5 protein-coding genes are annotated in these 17,099 nt (G+C 56.4%); 3 read left to right on the forward strand and 2 right to left on the reverse strand.

The annotated features are described in order from the left end of the window. Positions 1 to 6 precede the first annotated feature (6 nt). Positions 7 to 4,212, reverse strand: coding sequence for an FkbM family methyltransferase (locus tag ACH518_RS08520; RefSeq protein ID WP_445372560.1), 4,206 nt, complete (start codon positions 4,210 to 4,212; stop codon positions 7 to 9). 238 nt (positions 4,213 to 4,450) lie between these two features. Then, positions 4,451 to 12,391, reverse strand: a complete 7,941-nt coding sequence (locus ACH518_RS08525) for a beta strand repeat-containing protein (protein WP_445372561.1) — start codon at positions 12,389 to 12,391, stop codon at positions 4,451 to 4,453. 329 nt (positions 12,392 to 12,720) lie between these two features. Between ACH518_RS08525 and ACH518_RS08530 the strand changes: the two genes are divergently transcribed. The 3 genes from ACH518_RS08530 to ACH518_RS08540 are packed head-to-tail and all read left to right on the forward strand — an operon-like array spanning position 12,721 to position 17,099. Next, complete coding sequence (locus ACH518_RS08530) at positions 12,721 to 14,448, forward strand: type I secretion system permease/ATPase (RefSeq protein WP_445372562.1); 1,728 nt, start codon at positions 12,721 to 12,723, stop codon at positions 14,446 to 14,448. A 3-nt stretch (positions 14,449 to 14,451) separates the two neighbouring features. Beyond that, the gene (locus ACH518_RS08535; RefSeq protein WP_445372563.1) at positions 14,452 to 15,768 is read left to right on the forward strand and encodes an HlyD family type I secretion periplasmic adaptor subunit; all 1,317 of its coding nucleotides are present in this window, start codon (positions 14,452 to 14,454) and stop codon (positions 15,766 to 15,768) included. After that, positions 15,768 to 17,099 (forward strand): TolC family outer membrane protein, encoded by a 1,332-nt coding sequence (locus tag ACH518_RS08540; RefSeq protein WP_445372564.1) that lies wholly within the window; start codon positions 15,768 to 15,770, stop codon positions 17,097 to 17,099. The genes ACH518_RS08535 and ACH518_RS08540 overlap by 1 nt, the downstream gene beginning before the upstream one ends.

Here is a 17,099-nt window from a genome sequence, read left to right on the forward strand (position 1 = left end):
TGCTGGTCAGGCGGGCCGGTGCTGATCTGCTAATAGCTGGCGCAGGGTTTGTTCCAGGTTGCGGCAGAACAGTTCGGTGTCGAACAAGGGATGGCTTTTTTGATTCTCGAGGAGTTTGGCTTTAATGCCGGCCAGATAAGCGCTGTCGGTGGCCAGTTTCAACGCCAAAGTCTCGTACTCTTCCAGCGACTGAGCGATCAACTCGGGCAAGCCGATCGAATGCAACAAACTGGCTGCGACCCGGCCGGAAAAGGTGTTGCCCAGGTAGGTCACCACCGGCAGTCCGACCCGCAAGGCGTCGCTGGCCGTGGTATGTGCGTTGTAAGGCGTGGTATCGAGAAACATATCCGCCAGCCGATAGCGGGCCAGATGGTCTGCCACGGCCGGGACCCGGGTGGCGAATACCAGCCGATTCGGATCGATCCCGCGCTGTTCCGCTTCCCGGCGCAAATTGCGTTGCGCCGGTTCGTTCAACTTCATCAGCCACAACACGCTGCCCGGAACTTGTTTGAGCAGGCGCATCCAGATGTCGAACATCGGCGGATTGATCTTGTAATCATGGTTGAACGAGCAAAAGATAACGCCGGTTTCCGGCAAGCCCATTTCCGCTCGGGTTGGCGTGCGCTCGGCAATCTTCAGATTCGAGTCGGTCGGCAGATACGCATTGGGCAGATAGGCCACTTTCTCGCTGTAATATTTTTGATGCTGTTCCGGGATGACGATGCGGTCCGCCAGGATATAGTCCATGTAGTCCAGACCCAGCGAACCGGGGTAACCCAGGAAATTGACATGAATCGGCGCCGGCCGGTAACTGAAAATGTCGGTGCGGGAGTCGGCGGTATAGCCGGCCAAATCGATTAGGATATCCACTTCCAGATCTCGGATCAGTTCCGCGATTTCCCAGGATTTTTTACCGCGTACATCGATGAATTTGCTAAACGCATTTTCGAAGCGTTGCCGCAATGCGCCTTTGTCGTCCAGTCCCAACGAAATGGCAATGGTCTCGAATTGGGATTGGTCGTGGTGCTCGATGATGCCGGCCATCAAATGTCCGACCGGATGTTCGCGAAAATCCGGCGACACGTAGGCGAGGCGGATTTTATCGTGCCGGTAGCTTTCGCCATTCCATAACGCCTTGTTTTTCGGCGGAAACAAATGTTCGGCGAAAATCTTGACGCATTGCTGCAGAGCTTCGGGCGAGTTGGACAAGGACATAAACGGCAGCGTTTTACAGACCTTGCGTTGTTCGCGGACGCCGGTTTCGATAATGTCGCGGCTTTCCTCGAACCGGCGCCAGTCGCAGCAATGCTGCTCGGCGTGAAATAGCAAACCTCTGCCGTAATCGAAATCCGGATTCGCCGTCAACAGTTGTTCGAATAGCGGAATGGCATCCTCATAACGGTTCATTTCGGTCAGGATAATGCCCAGACCGGCCAGCGCCTTGTCGGATGTCGGATTGACTTTTAACGCCTCGTTGAAGCTCTCGACCGCTTTGACGTGCTGTTTGATCTCGTAGTACAGGTTGCTGCGGTTGATCATCGCGCTTTCGTAGGCCGGGTCCAAGGCAATCGCCTGCTGGTATGCCGCCAATGATTCGTCGAATCGCCCAAGAGATTGCAGTACCACGGCCTGGACGAAATGCGCCGGCGCATAACTTCTGCCGGTGTCGGTGGCAATGGCTTTGCCGATCCAATCCAAGGCCTCCTGTTGTTCGTCGGCTTGCGAGGCAAGGACCGCGAGCGAATACAGGGCCGGAAAGTTTTGTGCTTGCAGTTGCAACACTTCCAGAAAAAATTGCCTGGCTCCGGGGGCGTCGTTGCTGTTTTGCAACTCCAGCGCTCTCATGGTTTTTTGCTGGACCAGGGTGGCGTCGTTGGTGCTGAGTACGGCGGTCGGCGTGGTCAGCGCGAAGTGGCTAGGCAGATTGTTGGTGTACTGGTCGGCTAAATTAGAGCCTTCGCGGCGGTCCAGCTCTTTCAGTACCAGCAGGCAGAAATCCGGCGACTGCACGACGCTGTCCAATATCGCTGCCAGTTTGCGCAATTGCAGGTTACTGAGTCGGTCCAGCTTTTGAAAGTCTCTGACGAATACGGCGTCGGACCAGATTGCTTGTTTGATGCCTGCATACGGGTTGTCTTTCAAAACCAGTGGTTTGAAACTGCGCGGCACGATGCCGGTGAAGCAATGGAACATAAAACCTTGCGAGCGCAGGAATTGTTCGACTTCGGCAAACAAGGGCTGGCCTTCGTATAACTCGACGAATTCGACTTCGGTCCAAATCACCAAGGTGTCGGCCAAGGCGTTGCTGCCGCCTTTGAATACGTCGAGTTCGCCACCCTGTACGTCGATTTTGATCATGTCGACGTTGCCCAAGTCGGTCAGTTGGTCCAGGCTGACGGTCTCGACCGGATGTTCCGCGACCAACTGCACCACGTCGCCGAGTTGAAAAAAAGCGTCCAGCAACGGTTTGTTCGGCTTGTACAACGAGCCGGTCATGAACCAGTTAGTTTCGTAGTAGGTCGCCGGACCGCCCTTGCCGACGAAATAGGGCAGGTAGCGGTAGGCGTCGTTGCCGGCGTAGATCTCGCATAACTTGGCGTGGGCCTCCGGGTCCGGTTCGAATCCGACCACGGTCGCTAAATCGGCCTGCATCAACGGCGCGTAGGGTTCGGTCAACTGGCCGTGGGAACTGGCGCCGATATCGACGATGTTGACCCGTATCGGCTTGTCGTCTGTTTTTAACAAGGCGTCGAGCAGATTGAAAGCTTGCGGCAGGTTTAACAGCTCGCGCCAAATCGTGGCATTGTTGCGATTGTGTTGGACGATTAATTGCTTGATGTGCTCGGGAACCGGTTTTTGCCGGCGCAAACTGGCCAAGGCGTAGCGGCGGGCCATGCCGACCGATAAATTCGGGCTGTTTTGAATCAGATCCAGGACGCTAAGCGGGTCGGCCAGAAAATACGATGAAAAGCTGCGTTTGGCTTCGTAGAACTCGATCAACACGCATTTCAACCATTCGCCAAGCGAACCGACGACCGGGCGATTTAAGTCCCGGCTCAGCGGCGGCAGAAACGGGTGGCGGAAGTCGGTCAACACGTTGATATTCAGCAACAATGTCGCTGCGGTGGACAATGCTGCCGCACGCATGCCCAGTTTGTAGTAAACATAGACCAGCATGACCAGCCAGGGCGTTTTTTCGGCCTCTGTGGCGATGTTCAGTGTGTTGTACGGTTCGGCTAAAACTCTGGCCTGTTGCAGCAATTTCAACTTCTCGTGCGCAGCGAGCTTGCCCGATTCGTAGGCTGCACAAAGCGATATTAGTTGGCGAAATTCCGGCGCCAATTCGCTGCTATCGAGCGGCAAACAATAGTGCGAGTACTCGTAACCGGCAAAAAATGCACTGGGGTCGAAGCTATCTGGGGTTACTGCCGGTTGCGGATCCCGGTCCAGTAACAAGCCGCGCTGGCGTAATAATGCCGCCCGGTCCGGTTTGCAGGCGAACAGGTTTAAGGTCTCGCTGTGTTGATCGGCATCGAATTCGACCAAAACGTTGGGTTCGGCGATCAAACGGTAAATCCCGAATCCGAATTGACGGACGGCGTCGATCAAGCCGTGATTGATTTGGCTGCCGTGCATTAACTCGAACATCAACAGCGGCGACTGTTCGCTGAAAAAGCGTTGGCCGCCTTTCAGGACGTTGATTTCTTCGCCTTCGGCGTCCATTTTGACGAAATCGATCATTACCCCCGGCGCATATTCGGCCAAGCTGTCGTCCAGGGTACGTAATTGGATGGTTTCCTTATTTTGGCCGCTACCGTTCAACGAGTTGAGTTCGCTGTTGGCCGATACGCTGATCTCCGCGGCGCGAGTCGTGTCGGATAAGCCGAAACGCAGCAGGTTGACCTTGCCGCTAAAGCCATTCAATTCGATGCTGCGCTGCAGCATCGTCCCCGGTGCCGAAGTCGGTTCAAATGCCCAGACTCTACCGCCCTCGAGCCGTTTGGCGATGCTGAGGGCGTACACGCCGTGATTGGCGCCGATATCAAGGCTGTGCATGCCCGGCTCGATGTAGCTCCGGATAAAATCCATTTCGTCTTCGAACCAATCCTCCTGTTCCAGCAAAACATAAGGGGTCATCAAATTGATGTCGCTGGCCGCACACACGGTGACGTCGTTCTCGATTTTGATCGGCCAAAAAAGGGGGTTCTCCATTTATCTACCTTGTTTTGCGTTGCGATTGCAGGTTTAGGGAAATCGACCGGGCTAAGAAGTCGGTTCCGGTTGTGGGTACGGCGGCGGTGTCTATTGCGAAACATGGCATTTCGACAGCGGCCGGATTGCAGAAATTATAGACGGCTATTGCCAAGCAAGAAGATTCCCGGATTTTAGGCAATAAAAAAGCCGTCCCCGCTCACGCAGAGGACGGCTTCCGAGCTTTAGTGGTTAAGGCTTATCCGATCAGGATGTCGTTAGCGCCGGTGCCGGAGGTTGCCAATGCGTCGGCCGCGGCGATACCGGTCAATTTGATCAACAAATCGCCACCGGTGTTCTCCTGGAACACATAAGTATCGCCGCCGAAAGCGAAGGCACTGGTGGCGCCGTCTGCCGTGGTCATCAACTTGGCTACTTCAACCCATTCCGCCAGCGTATCGATGTCGGCAGCGTCGGCACCTCCCAATGTGATGACACCGTCGGTACTGTCAGCCGTCAGCACTTTCGCCGGGGTAACACCGCTGATTGCCAGTTTCACGTCGACAGCCGTTACGTTGGCAATAATCGTCGGCGTACCTTCAAGGTTTAATGTATCCGGGCCTGTGCCGTCAGCCAGGGTGAAACCGTTTACCGTATCGAAGCTGCCGCTTTGGATATTGCCACTGTCACCTGCCGCGAACACGAAGGTATCAGCACCTGTGCCGCCCGTCATGGTGTCGGCACCGGCACCGCCGGTAATGTTATCGGCCAAACTGGTACCGGTGATCGTGTTCGCATCGGAATCGCCGGTGATATTGACAATGTCGGTACCGGTATCGAAGGCGTTGCCGGAACCGAATGCGGTAAAGGTTAGGCCCGCCAAACTCACCGCGGTACCGCCGACGACATTGACTTGCAAGGTAGCCGCTCCGGCCGCCGTAGCGTTAACCAGCAAGGTTGAGCCGGTCAATTGTGCACCGGTAAACGTTGCGGTTTGGCCGGAGGTGATTATCAATTGCTCGACGTTGGTGATACCGCTGTTGCCCGCACCGGCGAAATCGGTGCTGGTCACGACTTTCAACGCGTCGAAATCAGCCCCGCCGTTAATGGTTTCGCCGAAGCTGACGTCGCCAGTGTTGAACAGGAAGGTATCGTTACCTGCGCCACCGGTTAGGTCATCTGCACCGGCGTCGCCATCGATGGTTTGAGCGCCGTCGCCGCCAACGATCACGTCAGCTACTGTGGTACCCGTTACTGTCGAGGTGGTTTCGATTCCGACCGTGTCGATCGTGCTGTAACCCAGCGTTGCCAACCTAGTCACTTGAGCCCCGGTCAGGAAATCCAGTTGGTTGGCGGTAATCGCGCCGATTTGGGTCGAGGTCAAGGCATCGAGCTGGCTGGTGGTCAGTACCGCAAACTGCGCTGAGGTCAAAGCCTGAATATCGAAAGTCGTCAATGCGTTCAACTGGGTTGCCGTCAGTTTGGGCAATTGGGCAGTAGTCAGCGCTTCCACTTGAGTCGTCGTCAATGCGTCGATTTGCGCGGTTGTCAACTTATCGATCACGCTGGTCGAAATCGCTCTGATCTGATCGGTCGTCATTTTTTGCAAATCGGCGACTTCGATTGAGGCGATTTGATCCGAGGTCAAAGCGCCGACTTGGGTTGTGCTCAACTGGCTGATTTGCGACGTGGTCAGCGATGCAATTTGCCCGCCGGCCCCGGCAGACAAGGCCGCGATTTGAGTAGTGGACAGAGCAGCCAGCTGAGTTGTATTCAGAGCCTGAATTTGCGATGAAGTCAGCGCGGTGAGGCCGCCGGTAGCCAACAGGCCTGCCACGTTGACGAAAGCCATGTCGCCGACTTCAACTTTAGCCACTTGCGCATTCGACAGTGCCGATACCTGGGTCGAGGTCAGCGCCGAAACTTGCAAGGTATCCAGGGCCACGACTTGGTCTGTGGTTAGTGCCCCCATCTGGTCGGTCGTCAATGCATTGATTTGGGTTAGCGACAGCTTTTGCAGATCGGCGGTTTGAATCGCTTCGATTTGCCGCGTAGTCAGTTGCGCTATTTGCGTTGCCGACAGTGCCGCGAACTGGGCAGAAGACAAGGTCGCGATTTGGCCGTCGGTTCCCAGCGTCAATGCCTGCAATTGGTTGGAGGTCAAGGCTCGCAACTGGTCTGTGGTCAGCGCTGCTATCTGGCCGTTGGTTGCCGTGGTCAAGGCTTGCAATGCCGAAATCGACAAGCCCTTGATCGCGTCGGTGGTGACTGCTCGTAAATCGGTCGTCTCCATTTTCGCGATTTGGTCGGCGCTCAGCGCACCTATTTGGGTTGAACTTAGAGCTTGTACTTGACTGCTGGTCAGTTTCTCTACTTGCGAAGTCGTTAACGCCGCCACTTGTGTTGACGTGAACGCCTCTATTTGTGCAGTCTTCAACGCGGCCAGATCTGTCGTTTCCAGAGCTTGGATCTGGTTAGTCGTCAGTTTTTGCAATTGGGTCGCTGTCAATGCCGCGGCTTGCTCGGTAGTCAGCGCAGCGACCTGACCGCCAGCACCCAGGGTCAAAGCCTGAATCTGCGTCGTTGTCAGCGCTGCAACTTGGGCAGTGGTCAGCGCGGCGATCTGGCCGTTCGTCGCTGTGGTTAGCGCTTGCAGACTATCGGTTGTCAGACTTTGCAGAGCCGTGGCCGAGATTGCGCGCAGATCGGTCGTTTCCAGTCCGGCGATTTGGCCTGGCGTCAGTGCTGCAACCTGAGTACCGCTCAAGTTGGCCGCCTGATCGGAGGTTAACGCGGTAACCTGTGCCGAAGTCAATGCGGCGACTTGAGCCGTCGTCAAAGCCTGAATTTGCGGAGTTTTCAACGCCGCGATGTCTGCGGTTTCCAAGGCCTGGATTTGCTTGGTGGTTAACTTGCTGACTTGTGTGGTCGTTAAATTGGCAATCTGATCGGTCGTCAACGAGGCAATTTGGCCATTGGCTTCCACAGTCAGGGCGGTCAGTTGCGTCGTGGTTAACGCAGCCACTTGGTTTGTGGTCAGCGAGGCGATTTGGCCGTTGGTGCCGGTGCTCAGAGCCTGCAGTGCGTCGGTCGTCAAACTTTGAATCGCAGTGTTGGTAACCGCGCTCAAATCTTCGGTTTCGAAGCCGGCCACTTGGCCCGGCGTCAACGAAGCCACTTGAGCGCCGCTCAATTTTGCCGCTTGGTCCGAAGTCAATGCGGCGATTTGAGTAGAGCTCAAGGCTGCCACTTGGCCGGTTGCTCCGGTAGTCAAGGCCTGGATTTGAGCCGCTTTCAACGCCGCGATATCCGCCGTTTCCAGCGCCTGGATTTGGTCCGTCGTCAGCGATGCGATTTGGCTAGCTTGCAAATTCAACACTTGGGTTGAGGTCAGTGCGGCAATTTGGCCACCGGCGCCGGCAGTCAGCGAAGTCAGCTGGCTACTGGTCAGTTCGGTCAGTTGTCTGGTTGTCAGTGCAGCGATTTGGCCGTTGGTTGCCGTTGTCAAGGCTTGAATCGCCGAGCTCGACAAGCCTTTGATCGCGTCGATCGTTACTTGCGCCAAGTCTTCGGTTTCCATTGCCGCGACTTGGTCGGCCCGCAACGACGCCATTTGCGCCGAGGTCAAAGCGCCGGCCTGGGTTGTGGTCAGTTTTTGCACTTGGGTGCTGGTTAGCGCTGCGATTTGACCGCCGGTGCCGGTTGTCAGGGCCTTGATTTGGTCCACCGTCAGCTTCTGCAGATCAGTGGTTTCAATCGCGGCGATCTGATCCGGCAACAGTTGCGAAATCTGCGTGGTTGTCAGTTTTTGAATCTGCTCGGTGGTCAGAGCGGCGATTTGGCCGGCGGTACCGACCGACAATGCCTGCAACTGGTCAGAGGTCAGTGCTTTGATTTGCGATGTGGTCAAACCGGCGATTTGGTTGCTGGTCAGCGCCGAGATTTGGTCGGTTGACAATCCGCTGATGGCTGTTGACGCGAGATAAGCCAAGTCGCCGGAATCCAACGCAGCAATTTGGGCGTCGGTCAACGAAGCAATTTGGCTGGAGGTCAGGGCTTCGACCTGGCTCGTCGTCAGGCTCTGCACTTGGGCTGTGGTCAATGCCGCGATTTGGCCCGTGGCACCTGTGGTCAGTGCCGCGATTTGAACCTTGCTCATCGCTACCAAGTCGTTGGTTTCCAGCGCCGTGATTTGAGCGATCCTCAATGCCGCGATCTGTGTGGTACTTAGTTGTTGAACCTGGTCTGCACTTAAGCTGGCGATTTGGCCGGCCGTGCCTTCGGTTAATGCCTGCACCTGGGTGGTGGTCAACGCGGCGATCTGGTCCGGCGTCAAGGCGGCGATTTGCACCGTCGACAACTCGGTGATTTTATCGGTCGATAGCGCCCGCAACGATGTGGTCGACATATTGGCGATGACGGTGGTCGTCAAGGCCGCAAAGTCTACCGCCTGCATGTTTTCGACTTGGCTGGAGGTAAATTTATTGAACTGGGTATAGGTCAACGATGCGGCTTGGCTGGTCGTCAAGGCCTGAATCTGGTTCGCGTTCAGGACTGCTACTGCATCGGTGGTCAGCTTGGCTAGAGCGCCGGTGGCCCCAGTGGTCAGTGCGGCGAACGATGGAGTCGGCAAGTTGGCGACTTGGGTCGCGGTTAATTTCGAAGCCTGGTCTGCAGTCAATGCTGCCGCTTGGCTAGTGGTCAATGCGGCAACTTGCTGTGTGGTCAGGCCTTGCAGTTGGGTGCTGGTCAGTGCGGCAATCGCTTCGGTTTTCAGCGCAGAAATATCGGTAGTTTCGATTTTCGCCAACTGAGTGACGCTGAATTTGGTGACTTGATCCGAGGTTAGAGAATTAACTTGGGCGGTCGTAAATTTCGCGATTTGCGAGGTTGTGAGCGCCGCAATTTGTGATGACGTCAAGGCGGCAACCTGGCCGGTTGCTCCGGTGGTCAGAATTGCGACTTGGTCTGTCGCCAACGCAGCGAGGACCGCGGTTGCCAAGCCTTTGATAGCCGTCGTGGAGATCGCAGTGAAGTCAGCGGTTTCCATGCTGGCAATTTGCACAGAACTCATTCTCGCCAGTTGAGTCGAGGTCAACGCGGCCGATTGCGCCGTAGTGAATTTCGGCAATTGATCCGTTGTTAGTGCAGCAATTTGAGTGGTGGTCAGGCCCGCAACTTGATCTGTGGTCAGGTTAGCGATCTGGGTCGTAGTCAAGGAGGCGATTACGTTAGAACTCAAGCCTTTAATTGCATCGCTGCTCAATTTTTGGAAATCGGCGGATTCCAGGTTGGCGACTTGAGTCGTAGTCAAGCCGGTCAGTTGGCTGGAACTGAACGACGCGGCCTGGTTGGTGGTCAGTGCGACAATTTGGTCGGTGGTCAGCGCGGCAACCTGCAAACTGGTCAAGCCGGCGACTTGGCCGGCGCTGCCGGTGGTCAGCAATTGGATTTGATCGGTGGTCAGATTGGAAATGACTCCGGTCGACAAGCCTCTGATACCGCTGGACGAGAAGTTGACGAAATCCGCGGAATCGGTGGTTTCGCTGATCAACACACTGAATTGGCTGGTGCTAAGTGCCGCTACCTGAGCCGACGTCAGCGAAGCTTCCTGGCCGGAGCTCAAAGCGTCCAATTGTGTCGAAGTCAAGGCCGCAATCTGAGCGGTCGACAAACCGGCCAACAAGCCGGTGGCGCCAGTCGACATGCTGGCGATTTGGGCGGTAGTCAAGCCGGCGATCGTCGCAGTGGATAAGCCTTTGACGCCGGCCGGAGACAGTTTTGCGAAATCCGCGGATTCCATCGACGCGAATTGGTCGGAGGTGAATTTCGCGACTTGAGTCGATGTCAGCGATGCGGCTTGGTCGGTGGTCAACGCTGCGATTTGGCCGTTGGTGCCGGTAGTTAAAACGGCGATTTGTGCGGTAGTCAGTGCAGCAATCTGGCCGTTGGTGCCGGTAGTCAAGCTGGCGAATTGAGTGGTGGTCAAATTCGACACAATGTCGGTCGAAAGGCCTCTAATCCCCTGCGATGTAATCGCGGCAAAATCGCTGGCTTCCATCGACGCGAATTGGGCGGTGCTCAAGATTGCGACTTGGCTGGACGTCAAAGAACCGGCTTGCGCGGTCGTCAAGGCTTCGATTTGCGTCGGGGTCAACGCCTGGATTTGAGCAGTGGTCAGCGCGGCGATTTGACCGGTTGCGCCGGTAGTTAAGGCCTGAATTTGCGACGTAGTCAACGCGGCCACGGCATCGGTCGTCATGCCTCTGATGCTGGCAACTTTGACTTTCGCCAAATCGGCCGTTTCGAAACTGGTGATTTGCGCAGCGCTGAATGCACCCATTGCGGCGGATGTCAGCGACGCGGCCTGTTCGGTGGTCAGAGCGGCAATCTGGCCGGTCGCGCCGGTCGTCAAGGCTGCGATTTGCGCTGTGGTAAAGCCGGCTACGGCGGCATTGGACAGCTCCGCAAAGTCTGCGGTTTCAATGGCTTGAACTTGGCCGGTGGATAGTCTGGCGATTTGGGTAGCAGTCAACGCCGGTGCTTGCGTGGTAGATAGAGCGGCGATTTGGCTGGTAGTCAAAGACGAGATATTGGTTGTGGAAATGCCGGCGATCGCGCTGGAGCTCAGAGCCGCGAAATCCGCCGTTTCCATGTCGCTCAATTGGTCGGAACTGAATCTGCCGACTTGGGCCGCCGTTAACGAGGCCGCTTGGCCTGTGGTCAGCGCCTTAATATGGCCACTGGCGCCAGTCGTCAATGCGGCGATGGCAGTGGTGGTTAACTTTGATAATGCGCCGGTGGAGCCGGTGGTCAATGCCGCGAAATCCGCGGTCTCCATGTTCGCAACTTGAGTGGATGTCAACGCGGCAGCCTGGGTACTGGTTAACGATCCGGCTTGCGACGAGCCGAATGCCACAATTTGGTCGCTGGTCAGGGCCGCAATTTGGGTAGTGGTTAAGCCGGCAACTTGTCCGGCGGTACCTGTGGTCAGTTTTTGGATTTGGGTGGTGCTCAACGAGGTCAGCGCTGAGGTGGTCATGCCTCTGATTGCACTGCTGGAGATCGCAACCAGGTCGGTCGATTCCATCGCCGCAAACTGGCCGGAAGACAATGCCGCAACTTGCGCCGAGGTGAATGCTGCCGCCTGTTGTGTCGACAAGGCCACGATCTGGCCGTCGCTTGCGGTGGATAGTGCGGCGACTGCAGCGGTGGACAAGCCTCTGATGGCATCGGAATCCAATGCGGCGAAGGCGGAGGTCGACAAGGTGCCGATTTGGGCCGATGTGATCGCAGCTGCTTGTGCAGAAGTCAGCGCGGCGGCTTGAGCCGAAGTCAAAGCGTCGAATTGGGTTGATTTCAGGGCGGCGATTTGCGCGGTTGTCAACGCGGCGATTTGTCCGGCGCTACCGGTTGTCAGCGCGGCCAGTTGGGCGTCGGTCAGGCTGGCAACTGCTGAAGCAGTCAGGCCTTTAATCGCGGTGGTTGTAATATTCGCCAGAGCGTCGGTCGAAATTTGTACCGCTTGAGCGGAACTCAATCTGCCGACTTGAGCAGCCGTCAAGCCGTCGGACTGACTCGAAGTCAGGTTTTGAATTTGGCTGGTGGTGATCGAAGAAATGGCCGTGGTCGTTATCTGGCTGAGTGCGGAATCGGTTAACGCGCCGAAATCGGCGTCGTCGAGCGCTGCGATTTGGGCGCCGCTGAGAACCTTGGCCTGGTTAGACGTCAGCGATGCCACTTGGCCGAAGGAGAGTGCTTTGACTTGGGCCGTGGTCAATGCAGCGATTTGTCCGGCGCTACCCACGCTCAAACCGGCGATTTGACCATTGGTGCCGGTGGTCAGCAATTGAATCTGTGTCGTCGTCAGTCCGCTCAGGACGGCGGTAGTCATGCCGGAGATCGCGGCTGATGAGATTGCGCTTAGATCGGCATTTTCCATCACGCTGATCTGTGCGGACGAGAATTTGCTGATCTGCGAAGCGGAAAGTTTGTTGATCGCCTCTGTCGTGAAAGAAGGTATCTGGTCGGTCGTCAATGCGGCTATTTGAGCCGCGCTTAAAGACGGAATCTGGGTCGTCAATAAAGCCGCGATCTGTCCGGTAGCGCCTGTGGTCAGAGCCGCAATTTCAGTGGTGGTCAGAGCCGCAATCTGGGCTGGCGTCAAAGTGGTAATGTCTGTATCGGTAGTGATAGCCATAGTTGCGGTCCTGTATGATGGATTCTGAAATTCGGCGGCGTCAATCAAGCGTCAAGGCAACGCCGGAATATGTGTTTAGCTTTTCGGTAGCAGGCAAAAAAACTTTAGCGGTTTTTTACTGGCGAAAAGTTATAGCAGCATCTAGGCTGTTTAATTATCAGCCCTCTTTGACCACTGTCACAGTTTGGCCAATTGTCACGAAGTGTAGACACAAAACTGAGTGGCGCATCTAAATTTGCCGGGCGGCAAATTGCGCCGGATTTGGTGCGGCGCTGACGAGTGTGTAAAAATCGAGCCGTTTTCGCGAACCTTAAACCGCTAACCAAGGTATGAATTCCCCCCAATCCGATTTGATCGAAGCGTTACGGCTGTGTAAGGGCGCGTTTATATCTGCTGCCGGTTTTAGTTTTGTGATCAACGTATTGCAACTGGTGCCGACCATTTACATGTTGCAGGTTTACGACCGGGTGGTGCCGACCGGCAATCTGACGACCCTGTCGCTGTTGACGCTGATTTTGATGGTGTTGTTCGTGACCATGGGGGTGTTGGAGTGGGTGCGGTCGCAAATTTTGGTTAGGGTCAGCACCCGCATCGAGGTTCTGCTCAGCGAACGGTTATTGAAAGTGGCCTACAAAATGGCCCTTTATTCCAACGGCCAGCGCGCCAGCATCCAACCGCTCGACGATTTGACCGCACTACGCCAATTCATGACCGGTAGCGGCTTGTTCGCCTTCTTTGATGCGCCCTGGCTACCGATCTACTTGGCGGTGATGTTCATGTTTCATCCCTGGTACGGTTGGGCCGGAGTGGCGACTGCGATCCTGTTGGTGATCGTCGCCTACGTCCAAGAAAAGACCACCAGCCGGATGCTGAGCGAAGCCAACAGCACCGCGCTGAACGCACGTAACCTGGTCAGTAAAAATTTGCGAAATGCGGAAGTGCTGGATGCGATGGGCATGCTGCCCAACATCCAGGGACGTTGGTTGAACAGCGTGCATAAAGTGCTGCGGCTGCAGGCTATCGCCAGTTCCCGCGCCGGTCTGGTCAACGCCGTTTCCAAGTTGGTACGCTTGTCGTCGCAATCTTTGATATTGGCGCTTGGCGCCTATCTGGTCATCGAAAACGAGATTTCCTCCGGCCTGATGATCGCCGGTTCCATCCTGCTGGGTCGAGCCCTGGCGCCGATCGATATCGTGATCGGCACCTGGAAAGGCTTTATCAACGCCCGCGGCCAATACAACCGGCTGAACGAGTTGCTGATACAGATGCCGGCCGAATCGAAAAAAATGACCTTGCCCGATCCGGTCGGCGCCTTTCAACTCGATATGGCGCAAGTCACGCCGCCGGGGGCGAAAACGCCGGTCATCAAAGGCATCAGTATGGCCATCGCCAAAGGCGACGTGGTCGGCGTGATCGGCCCCAGCGGCGCCGGCAAATCGACCTTTGCTCGCGCCTTGCTCGGTATCTGGCCGACTTCCAGCGGCACGATCCGCCTGGACGGTGCCGAAATCTTCAATTGGAACCGGGACGAACTGGGGCCGCACATCGGTTACTTGCCGCAGGACATCGAATTGTTCGAAGGTAGCATCAGCCAAAACATTGCCCGCTTCGGCGAAGTCGAGCCGGAGAAAGTGATTGCCGCGGCAAAGATGGCCGACGTCCACGAACTGGTGCTGCATTTGCCGGACGGCTACAACACCGTGATCGGTGCCAACGGCGGCAACTTGTCGGGCGGCCAGCGCCAGCGCATCGGTTTGGCGCGGGCTTTGTACGGCAATCCGGTCGTGGTGGTATTGGACGAACCTAACTCCAATCTGGACGAACAGGGCGAAATCGCCTTGGGCCGGACCATCCAGCGGCTGAAAGCCAATAAGGTCACGGTGATCGTAATCACCCACCGCAACAACGTCCTGAATAACGTCGACAAGTTGCTGTTGCTCAGCGACGGCCAATTGTCGGTTTACGGGCCGAAAGACCAGGTTGTAGCCCACTTGCAAAAGGTTGCATTGCAAACCGCGCAGCAAGCAAGGGCCGAACATGTCCAAGCCGGAGCCTAAACGATGAGTCAATCCCCGGAGCTGGAAACCATTTCTTTAGTCATCGACGACCGGCCGATCCGCAATATCGGTAACGCTGTGATATTTGCCACCCTCGGTATCTTCGGCGTCTGGAGTTATTTCGCGCCGTTGGACAGCTCGGCAATGGCGCCGGGTTATGTGGCGGTCAAATCCCATCGCAAAACCGTGCAACATCTGGACGGCGGCATGGTCAGCGAGTTGCTGGTCAAAGAGGGCGATTTCGTCAAGGCAGGCGATGTGATGATCCGGCTCGACGATACCTCGATCCGCGCGGAGCAGGATATTTTGCGCAGCCAGCAGATTACGTTGTCGGCCCAGGTCGCCAGGCTCAGCGCGGAGCGCGACCGCAAGCCGGCCGTCGAATTTCCGGATACCCTGCAGGACGACGCCGACGCCCGCACGCTGGAGGCCAAACAAGCCGAGAGCCGGATTTTTCTGGCGCGAAAACTTTCCCACGAAGGGGAAATCTCGGTGCTTAAGCAACGCAGTACCCAATTGGCCAGCCGGGTCGAGGGCTTGCGCGGGCAACGCGCGGCCAAACAAGCTTTGGCCGAGTCGTATAAAGACGAACTCAAGGACTTGCGCGAATTGCTGGCGGAAGGTTTCACCGGCAAACAACGGGTGCGCGATATCGAGCGTAATTTGACATTAGCGTCCGGCGAGATTGCGGCGCTGACCGCCGAAATCGCCGGCAACGAAATGCAGATCGGCGAAACCCAGTTGCAGATTTTGCAACTGGAGAAACAATTCCAGGAAGGAATCGCCGCCAAGCTCGGCGAGTCCCAAGCCCAACTTTTCGACGTGACGCAACGCTTGACCGCGGCCCGGGAAAGACTGGCCCGAACCGAAATCCGCGCGCCGGCCGCCGGCCGCGTGCTGGGTTTGACCTTACATAACGTCGGCACCGTGGTCGGTCCCGGTCGGCCGATTCTGGATTTGGTACCGCAGAACGAAGACCTGATCGTCAATGCCCAGGTGTCGACGATGGACATCGACCGGGTGCACGAAGGCCTCAAAGCCGAAGTCCGGTTCAGTTCTTTCAAACAATCGGTAGTGCCCAAACTCGACGGTATCGTCACCAATCTCTCCGCCGACCGGCTCAGCGACGAAAAATCGGGGATGGCTTATTACCAAGCCCAAATCGAATTGACTCCGGACAGCTACGCAAAACTGGGCGAAGTGGAATTGTTGCCGGGCATGCCGGCCGAGGTGCTGATCACGACCGGCGAGCGCACCGTGCTGGAATACCTGCTGCAACCGATTACCAACGCGGTGGCCCGCGCCTTCAACGAAGACTGATGAAACCGGCTTGGAGTTTTGCCTTAGCATTGGCGGTGTCGAGTGTCGGTCAGGCGCTTGCCGACGACCTAATCAGCGTTTACCAGCAGGCGCTAGCCGGCGATCCGAAATTGAAAGCCGCCGGTTTGAAACTGAATATCGGTACCGCGCAGAAAGAACAATCCTTCGGCGAGTTCTTGCCGCAAGTCACGGCGACCGGCAACTGGTCGCACAACGACCAGACCGTCAGCGGCAGTGGCCGCGAGGTCAACACGACTTATCCCGGCAAGCGCTACTACATCTCGGTCAACCAGTCGCTGGTCGACCTCGCCAAATTCTGGAACTGGCGCCGGGCCAAGGAAACCGAGAACGTCTTCATCGAAGAACAAGTCGAAGCCGAAAACACGCTGATCGACGATGTGGTCGAGCGTTACTTTGATCTGTTGCAAGCCGAGGACCAACTGAATTTGCTGCGCGGCGAAACCGAAGCCTTGGCCGTGCAGCACGAACAAATCAAACATCAATTTGCCAAGCAACTGGTCAAAATTACCGATCTCTATGAAGTCGAGGCCAGACTCGACCAATTGCAGGCCAGCCAGATCGAAGCGGAAACCGTACTGGTTAAGGCTCGGGAAAATTTGCGGGAGATGACCGGCAATCTGCCGCAAGACTTGGCGCGGTTACGCGAGGATATTGACTACCAGCCGCTGCAGGGTAATCTGGATGACTGGATCGCCGTCGCGAAAAGCGAGAATCCGCTGCTACGCGCCCAACTCAGTGCGATCGAAGCGGCCAGCGACGATGTGGCGATGCAACGCTCCCGGCATCTGCCGGTAGTCGATTTGCAATTTAATTACTTCAACAGCGATACCGGCTTTCAAAGTTCGCGCACGCCACAAACCGAGGTGCAGACCGCCGGCATCAACGTCAGCGTGCCGATTTTCAGCGGCGGGGTGATTGCGGAAAAAACCAACGAAGCCCAGCACCGGTTGGAGTTGGCAAAAAACGAAAACGAAAGCAAAATCCGGGCTCTGGTCAAGGAAATCAGCGATGCGTTTTTAACCTCCAACACCAGCGTGCGGCGGATTGCTGCGTCGGGCAAAGCTCTGGAGTCGGCCAAAAAATCGCGCGAAGCCAAGGAAAAAGGCTTTAAATTCGGCCTGGAAACCATCAGCGATGTGCTCGACGCGCAGCAAGCCGAATTCCGCGCCAGGCGCGATTTGGCTCAGGGCCGTTACAGTTACGTCAAAAATCGGATGCGTTTTTTACACGCGGTGGGTGTGATCTCGCCGCAGAACCTGGAAGAAGTCAACCAATGGCTGCATAAGCCGCAATCCACCAGCCCGAACTAA

The organism is Methylomonas sp. HW2-6, assembly GCF_052474525.1.